This window comes from Streptomyces sp. WM4235 (assembly GCF_001279725.1).
Lineage (GTDB): Bacteria > Actinomycetota > Actinomycetes > Streptomycetales > Streptomycetaceae > Streptomyces.
The window spans coordinates 34,827-42,615 of the sequence record NZ_LGDE01000433.1 but is presented as its reverse complement, the minus strand read 5'-3'; the positions used below and the strand labels follow the sequence as shown (position 1 = coordinate 42,615).

At 71.8% G+C, this 7,789-nt stretch carries 9 protein-coding genes; 2 read left to right on the top strand and 7 right to left on the bottom strand.

Going from position 1 to position 7,789, the window contains the following annotated elements; all coding sequences use genetic code 11:
- Window positions 1-429: 429 nt before the first annotated feature.
- The 3 genes from ADK55_RS27320 to ADK55_RS38810 form a co-directional block, all read right to left on the bottom strand.
- Window positions 430-819 carry a hypothetical protein gene (locus tag ADK55_RS27320; protein WP_053682477.1) on the bottom strand — a complete coding sequence of 130 codons (390 nt, stop codon included), beginning with the start codon at window positions 817-819 and terminating at the stop codon, window positions 430-432.
- A 315-nt stretch (window positions 820-1,134) separates the two neighbouring features.
- A complete protein-coding gene (locus ADK55_RS27315; protein ID WP_053682476.1) occupies window positions 1,135-2,052 on the bottom strand; it encodes a MurR/RpiR family transcriptional regulator in 918 nt (305 codons plus the stop codon).
- Between the two features lie 153 nt (window positions 2,053-2,205).
- Window positions 2,206-2,364, bottom strand: a complete 159-nt coding sequence (locus ADK55_RS38810; protein ID WP_159041564.1) for a hypothetical protein — start codon at window positions 2,362-2,364, stop codon at window positions 2,206-2,208.
- Between the two features lie 115 nt (window positions 2,365-2,479).
- Between ADK55_RS38810 and ADK55_RS27310 the strand changes: the two genes are divergently transcribed.
- Complete coding sequence (locus ADK55_RS27310) at window positions 2,480-4,111, top strand: AMP-binding protein (RefSeq protein WP_053682482.1); 1,632 nt, start codon at window positions 2,480-2,482, stop codon at window positions 4,109-4,111.
- A 45-nt stretch (window positions 4,112-4,156) separates the two neighbouring features.
- On the opposite strand, the gene ADK55_RS27305 is transcribed toward ADK55_RS27310, so the two are convergent.
- Both ADK55_RS27305 and ADK55_RS27300 read right to left on the bottom strand, forming a co-directional pair.
- Entirely contained in the window at window positions 4,157-5,011 is an 855-nt protein-coding gene (locus ADK55_RS27305; RefSeq protein WP_053682475.1) for an SGNH/GDSL hydrolase family protein, read from the bottom strand.
- Window positions 4,998-5,567 carry a PadR family transcriptional regulator gene (locus tag ADK55_RS27300; protein ID WP_053682474.1) on the bottom strand — a complete coding sequence of 190 codons (570 nt, stop codon included), beginning with the start codon at window positions 5,565-5,567 and terminating at the stop codon, window positions 4,998-5,000. Before ADK55_RS27300 ends, ADK55_RS27305 begins: the two co-directional genes overlap by 14 nt.
- Before the next feature lie 100 nt (window positions 5,568-5,667).
- On the opposite strand from ADK55_RS27300, the gene ADK55_RS27295 reads away from it, so the two are divergent.
- Window positions 5,668-6,087, top strand: a complete 420-nt coding sequence (locus ADK55_RS27295; RefSeq protein WP_053682473.1) for a nuclear transport factor 2 family protein — start codon at window positions 5,668-5,670, stop codon at window positions 6,085-6,087.
- 146 nt (window positions 6,088-6,233) lie between these two features.
- Here the strand turns inward: ADK55_RS27295 and ADK55_RS27290 are convergent, their stop codons facing one another.
- Together ADK55_RS27290 and ADK55_RS27285 are read right to left on the bottom strand one after the other, a co-directional pair.
- Window positions 6,234-6,854 (bottom strand): L-threonylcarbamoyladenylate synthase, encoded by a 621-nt coding sequence (locus ADK55_RS27290; protein WP_053682472.1) that lies wholly within the window; start codon window positions 6,852-6,854, stop codon window positions 6,234-6,236.
- Between the two features lie 116 nt (window positions 6,855-6,970).
- Window positions 6,971-7,669 (bottom strand): response regulator, encoded by a 699-nt coding sequence (locus tag ADK55_RS27285; RefSeq protein ID WP_053682471.1) that lies wholly within the window; start codon window positions 7,667-7,669, stop codon window positions 6,971-6,973.
- Between the last annotated feature and the right edge of the window lie 120 nt (window positions 7,670-7,789).

The window sequence follows — 7,789 nt, the reverse complement described above, 5'->3', positions numbered from 1 at the left end:
GGTGTGCGCGTCGTGTGGCGCGACGATGCCGGCGGGGGACGTCGGCGCGGGCGCCGAGGGTTTCGGCCTCGCCCCGCTTCGGCCGCCGGGTCGGGTCCACGCGACCCGACCGGTACACGAGGGGGCGCCCTTCACCGGGGCGTGCGCGCCGGGCCCGTCGGCGTCGGGTACGGCGGGGTCCGTCAGGCACACAACGAGCCCGAGCCGGCGCACGATTGGCGTGGTCCAGGCTCGTCCACCACGGCCGTGATCACGTGACGGTCCTGCCGGAGTGCGGTCCGCCGTGAGACACCCGGCTCTCGGGACGGCTCGCTCGCGTACGGGCGCGGCCGGCGGATGCGCCCGCAGGGGGGCGCCAGGCCGGCCCTCAGCCGGATCCGGGGGCCTCCGGGCCCGCCCCGATCCGCCGGAGCGCGCGCCCCTCGGCGGCTATCGCCTGCGCGATCCCGCGCCGCCGCTCACGACGAGGGCGTCGGTGATGAGGCGGACCCCGCGGGCGAGGCGGCCCAACTGTTCGAGCTCGACGGCGTACATCCGGATCGTGTTCTCGATGACGGACTCCGCCACACCCATCGCGGGCAGTTCGGCGCGACTCGTCTCGAGCGCCACCCGCACCGCGCGCATCTCGTGCTGGAGCTGGAGCTGGGCGTGCCGGGTGAGGAGTACCGGATGACGTGTCAGCGTCGAGTAACCCGCGTACCGGGCCGGGAGCAGGTCGCGCAGCCAGCGCGTCGCGGTGCGTTCCCAGTCGTGGCTCCCGGGGGCCTTGACCTGACAGGGCCAGTCCGGGCTGAGGGCGGTGGAGGCCAATTGAGGCATTCTCGTCGCTTCCGAGTGGTGTCGAACTCTGATCGAGAGGTTGCTGGGCGGCCTCGACCCAGGGGTTGATCGAGGCCGCCATGGCGGTCTTCGGGATCCGAAAGCCCGGATCGAACACTCGGAAGCGGACTGAGGAGGCAGCGCGCGCGGCTGAGTGTTCTTTCTGGGACGGCGTGGGGACGCCCTCCTTGGCATCTGGTGGATCCCGGCCGCGCCTCAGTAAACATATATACCGTTGAGTAAGCAAGCGTATGAAAAATTACATGCGCCCCGAGGGTATGTGGGCGCCCCGGGGTATGCCGTTCCGGGGTGGGGCTAGAGAAAGAATCCGTGCAGGTCGGCGACCTGCTCGTACCCTTCGAGGCGGGCCTGTGTCCGCTCGGGATCCGCATCCGCCATGGCCTGCAACAGCGCCGCGGACAGGACGTTCGGCGCCGCGTACGAGTCGAACACGAGCCGTGACCCGGTGGCGGCGGTCAGCGCCACGTCGGCCTCGTCCACCAGGGGCCCCAGCGTCGGATCGGTGATCAGCGCGATGCGCAGTCCGGCACTGCGGGCCGCTCGCATCGCGGCGAGGGTCTCCTTGGCGTGCCGGGGCATGGCGAAGGCCAGCACCCACGTCCCACCGGCGGCCCGGGACTGGAGCAGCGCGTCGTAGGCGACGCTGCCGCCGCCGGTCACCAGCCGGACGTCGGGGTGGATCCGCCGGGCCGCGTACGCGAAGTACTCCGCCAGGGACACCGAGATCCGCAGGCCGAGGACCGTCAGGGGGACCGAGAGGGCCAGATCGCGGCCGATGGTCAGCACCTGATCGGTGTCGGCGAGCAGGCGCCGCACGTTCTCCAGGTTCTCGATCTCCGCGTCCACGGCGGCCTGCAGTTCGTTCTGTCTTATCTGCTCGCGGCTCTCGGGGAAGCCGGCGACCGCGCTCAGCGCGATCGGCTGGAGGATGTCCCGCAGCGCCGGATATCCGCTGTACCCCAGGGAGGTCGCGAATCGGGTCACGGACGGCTGGCTGACGCCGACGCGTTCCGCCAGTTCGGTGATGGACAGGAACGCGGCCTCGGTCAGGTGGTCGATCAGGTACTGGGCGATCCGTCGCTGGCCGGGGGAGAGCCGGCGCCCGTCGAAGAGCGCGCGCACCCGCTCGCCGGGGACGCGCTCGTGGTCCGAGGGCTGTCCGCTCGGCGTGATCGCGGCCGCCTGTGCGCGTGCCTGCTGCCCCGATGACACCGGCGGGCCTCCTTCTCATGTCACTCTTGATCAAACATAGCTCACTCATGGTGGTGGACCGGTCGGTGGTCCGCCGACGGATGGGCCCCGCCGTTCCATGGTGGCGCGCCGACGCCCTGCCGTGGACCGTACCCGGCGGTCACTTCCGAGAGGTCACCGCTCCAGGGGGTGCGCGGGGGCGACGGCGGTCGCGATCCGCTCGGCGACGGTGTGGGCCGTGTTCGAGGGGGTCTGCGTCACCCAGCCGTTCTGCACGACCACCCCGAGCCCCGCCCGTCGCGTCGGCGAACCGGCCATTCGGCGGCGTGACACGGCGTTCCGGGGTGCGTCGAGGGGTGGCCTTCGGTCGGCCCGCCGGGGATCATGAAGGGGCGCCGGGCCGCCGGCTCCGCGCCCGCCTCGACTCCAGGGGGAATGTGTGTCCGTCGTGCCGAGCCACGCGTCCGGGTCCACCGAAGTGCCCTTGCTGGACGACACGATCAGGGAGAACCTGGACCGCGCCGTGCGGTCCTTCCCCGAACGTGACGCCCTCGTCGACATGGCCGCCGGGCGCAGATGGACGTACGCCGAACTGGCCGCCGACGTCGACGCCCTCGCGCTGGGCCTCCTCGACCAGGGCATCGTCAAGGGCGACCGGGTCGGGATCTGGGCCCCGAACCGGGCCGAGTGGACCCTGGTGCAGTACGCCACGGCCACGATCGGAGCCGTCCTCGTCACCGTCAACCCGGCCTACCGCGCGCACGAGCTGGAGTACGTGCTCGGGCAGTCCGGGATCCGCATGCTGGTCGCGGCCGAACGCTTCAAGGCCTCCGACTACGCCGGGATGATCGAGGAAGTCCGGCCGCGCTGCCCCGACCTGGAGTTCGTGGTCCTGTTGGACGGCCCGCGATGGGACTCCCTGCTGGAGCGCGGACGACAAGCCGATCCCGCCGAACTCGTGCGCGCACAGGCCGGGTTGAGCCCCGATGATCCGGTCAACATCCAGTACACCTCGGGGACCACCGGTTTCCCCAAGGGGGCGACGCTCTCCCACCGCAACATCCTGAACAACGGCTTCTTCGTGGGCGAGACCTGTCACTACACCGAGTTGGACCGGGTCTGCATCCCCGTGCCGTTCTACCACTGTTTCGGGATGGTGATGGGTGCCCTGGCCTGCACCAGTCACGGAGCCGCGATGATCATCCCCGCGCCGTCCTTCGAACCCGGCGCGACCCTCGCCGCGGTCGAGGCGGAGGCGTGCACCTCCCTGTACGGCGTCCCCACCATGTTCATCGCCGAACTGACCCACCCCGACTTCGACTCCTACGACCTCTCCAGTCTGCGGACCGGGATCATGGCGGGTTCGCCCTGCCCGGTCGAGGTCATGAAGGAGGTCATCGACCGGATGGGCATGGCCGAGGTGTCGATCTGCTACGGGATGACCGAGACCTCCCCGGTCTCCACCCAGACCCGCGTGGACGACTCCATCGAACACCGTGTGTCCACCGTGGGCCGGGTCGGCCCACACCTGGAGGTCAAGGTGGTCGACCCCGACAGCGGCCGGACCGTGCCGCGCGGGGAACAGGGGGAGCTGTGCACCCGCGGCTACTCGGTGATGCTCGGCTACTGGGCGCAGCCGGACCGGACCGCCGAGGTCGTCGACGAGGCGGGCTGGATGCGCACGGGCGACCTCGCGGTCATGGACGACGACGGCTACCTGGCCATCACGGGCCGGATCAAGGACATGGTGATCCGGGGCGGCGAGAACCTCTACCCCCGGGAGATCGAGGAGTTCCTCCATGCCCACCCGGACATCCTGGACGTCCAGGTCATCGGCGTGCCCGACCCGAAGTACGGCGAGGAGCTGATGGCCTGGGTGCGGATGCGCGAGGGCGTCGAGCCGCTCACCGCCGACGCCGTCCGCGCGTACTGTGACGGCCGGTTGGCCCGGTTCAAGATCCCGCGCTACGTCCACGTGGTGGAGGAGTTCCCCATGACGGTCACCGGGAAGATCCGGAAGATCGAGATGAGGGAGATGGCCGTGCGCCTCCTGGCCCCGCCGCCGGACGCGCGGGCGTAGCGATCCGGTCGACGGGTGAGCCCGCGGGCCGTCCCCGCGGCGGCGTCAGTGGCGTTCCGGCGCCCGCCCGTCCGCAAGGCCGTCGGCCCGACTCTCCGCAAGGCCGTCCGGACGGCCGTCGGCGAACACGGGCGTGAGCTCCGGGCGTTTCGCGGTGCGGCCGTCGCCCGACGAGCGGCCGCGCAGCCGGCGGGCGGTCCAGGGGCCGAGGAAGGACGCGGCCCAGCGCAGCTCGCCGGTGGCCTGCCGCCATCCGACCGGCCCGGCCGGTCGGGGGTCGGGCAGGGGGTGCGTCCAGGAGTCGTCCGCTCCCGGCGCGGCGAGCGCGTGGGCGACGGCCGCGGCGATCCGGGCGTGTCCCAGCGGGCTCGCGTGCAGCCGGTCCGGGCTCCACATCCGCGGGTCGCCGACCACGGGGTGTGAGGCGGTCTCCGCGACGACCACCCCGTGCCGCCGCGCCGCCGACCGGATCCGGTCGTTGAGGGCGGTGACACGTGCGCCCACGGGGCGGGCGATCGGGATCAGCGTGGCCACGTCCGGGAAGGTGACCGTGGCGACGCGGACCCCCTGCGCGGTGAGCGCGGCGAACATCGACTCCACCCGGTCGGCGACCTCGTCGGCGTCGAAGCGGGGGCGCAGCAGGTCGTTGACCCCGGCGACGACGGTGGCCAGATCGGGCCGCAGCGCGAGGGCGGGAGCCAGTTGCTCGTCGCGGACCTGCCCGGCGAGGCGGCCCCGGACGGCGAGATTGGCGTACAGCAGACCCGGGTGGTGCGGAGCCAGGGTCTCGGCGAGCCGGTCGGCCCACCCGCGCAGTCCCGTGAGGTCGTCGCCGTCGCCCACGCCCTCCGTCTGACTGTCGCCCAGCGCCACGTACCGCAGGTACTCATCCTTCGGCACGGTCGGCCCGCCTCTCTCGCACGACGGTGATCGTCCGCCGGTACCAGTCCAGATTGGCCCGTTCGAAGGCCAGGCCGCGCAGGCAGGTCAGGTAGGGGCCGATCCGCGCGCCGCCGCGAAGGAACTCCTCCTCGTCCGAGGCGCCCCGCATCTTGGCCAACAGCGCCTCGAACAGCTCGATCCTGGTCTGTGCCCAGGTCGAACGCTCGGAGAGCCGCTCGATCAGCACCTCGGCGTCGAGGTGATCGGCGGCCTGCACCTTGACGAGCAGGTCGTCCCGGATGAAGGACGGTTTGCCGGGGGTCTGCGCGAACCGCTCCAGCTCGGCCGCGCCGGCGTCGGTGACCCGGAAGAGCCGCTTGTTCGGACGGGTGTGCTGGAGCACCTCCCGGCCCTCGACGAGGCCCGCCTCCTCCAACCTGCTCAGCTCGGCGTAGAGCTGCTGGGGCAGCGCGTGCCAGAAGTTCGCCACTCCCATGTCGAACGCCTTGGCCAGCTGGTACCCGCTCAACTCCTCGTCGAGCAGTGCCGCCAGTACGGCGTGCCGCAGAGCCACCCGATCACTCCTCCTCGCCCGGCCGCCTCTGTTCAGCGACCCGACATCCATGATAGTCAAGAATATGAGTAATCGCATTCATGAGTAGCAAGGGGGAGACATGAGCACTGCGGACCGATTCCGCGCCGCCGTCGACAACCGTGACCTCGGCGCGATCGACGACCTGCTCACCGAGGACGTCCGGCTCTACAGCCCGGTGAAGTTCGGCCCGTTCGAGGGCAAGGCGATGGTGATGGGACTCTTCGGCGTCCTGCTGCGCACGTTCGAGGACATCCGCTACATCGGGCGGCTCGACGGTGCGGCGGAGACCGGCGTCGACGGCGAGCCGGCCCCGGCGGTGATGCTTCCCTTCCGGGCCACCGTCAACGGGAGGCAGATCCACGGCATGGACCTGCTGCACCTGGACGGGGAGGAGCGGATCAGGGAGATCACGGTGATGGTGCGCCCGCAGACCGCGGTGCAGGCGTTGGGCGAGGCGGTGCTGGTGGGTCTGGTCGCCGACGGTCTCGTCGACGGCTGAGCGCGTCGAAGGCCGGGCACGTGACCGGCGGCGGGCGTCGGCGGTGCGGGCCGCGCCGTCCCCGGGCACCGGCGACCACGGGCGGGGCCGAGGCGTGGGCCCGACGCCGCCCGTCCCGCGCCGGGCCCGGGGCACTGTCGTCGGGGCTACTCGAAACGGGCCGTGTCGCCCGCCCCGTGGCGCACGATCTCGGCCTCGCCGCCCGAGAAGTCGATGACGGTGGTCGGCCTGGTCCCGCAGTCACCGGAGTCGACCACGATGTCCAGCACGTGGTCGAGGCGCTCCTTGATCTCCCAGCCCTGGGTCATCGGCTCGGGCTCGTCCGGCAGGAGCAGGGTGCTGGACAGCAGCGGCTCGCCGAGGTCGGCGAGCAGGGCCTGGGTGACCGCGTGGTCGGGGATGCGCACGCCGACCGTCTTCTTCTTGGGGTGGAGCAACTGGCGCGGCACCTCCTTCGTCGCCGGCAGGATGAAGGTGTAGCTGCCGGGCGTGGAGGCCTTGATCGCGCGGAAGACGTCGTTGTCGATGTGGACGAACTGCCCCAGCTGCGCGAAGTTCTGGCAGACGAGGGTGAAGTGGTGCCGGTCGTCCAGTCGGCGGATCGACCGGATCCGGTCGAGGCCGTCGCGGTTGCCCAGCTGACATCCCAGCGCGTAGCAGGAGTCGGTCGGATACGCGATGAGCGAGCCGGAGCGGATCATGTCGGCGATGTTGCCGATGGAGCGTTGCTGCGGATTCTCGGGGTGCACGTCGAAGTACTTCGCCATTCACCGAGACTACGCGACGCGGACGCTCCGCTCAGGTTCGGGACCCGCGTCCGTCCGGGCCGAGGTCGCCCGGGTCGCCCTGCGCGTCCGCCCGGGCCGCGCGTCAGGCGACCGGGTCACCCGTCCCGACCCGGCAGCGGCGGTACATGGGCCTGGTCGGCCCCACGCCCGACCATGCCGCTCTCCCAGGCCACGAGCGCCGCCTCCACCCGGTTGCGTACGCCCAGCTTGGCGAGGACGGCGCTGACGTGCGCCTTGACCGTTCCCTCGACGAGGTGCAGCCGGCCGGCGATCTCGGCGTTGGACAGGCCGCCCCCCAACAACGCCAGCACGGCCGACTCCCGTTCGGTCAGCCGCGCGGCCGGCCGGCCGGTGGGCATCCCACCCGCCAGGGCGCCGCTGCGCAGAGCGGACACCACCCGGGCGGCGACCCGGGGCGAGAGATAGGCGCCGCCCGCCGCCACCGCGTGCACCCCGTTCAGGAGTTCCCGGGGATCGTCCGCCTTGAGCAGGAAACCGTCGGCGCCGGCCCGCAGCGCGTCGGCGATGAACTCGTCCTCGCCGAACGTGGTCAGCATGACCACCGCGGTCCCGGGCAGTTCCCGGTGGATCCGCGCGGCGGCCGCGATCCCGCCGAGTACCGGCATCTGGATGTCCAGCAGCGCCACCGCGGGACGGTGCGCCCGCACGGCCTCCACGGCCTCCAGCCCCTGCGTCGCCTCGGCGACCACGTCGATGTCCGGATCCCGCGCCAGGATCGCCCGTACACCGGCGCGCACCATCGCCTCGTCGTCCGCCACCAGCACTCGCACCATCCGGTCAGCCTAACCACCGCCCCCGCCGGGCGGATCGGACCAGAGGAGGGGCACCCCCGACGAAAGTGGGGGGTGCCCTCACCACCGCGGGGCCGATGCCCCGAGGCCCCGCGATTCCTA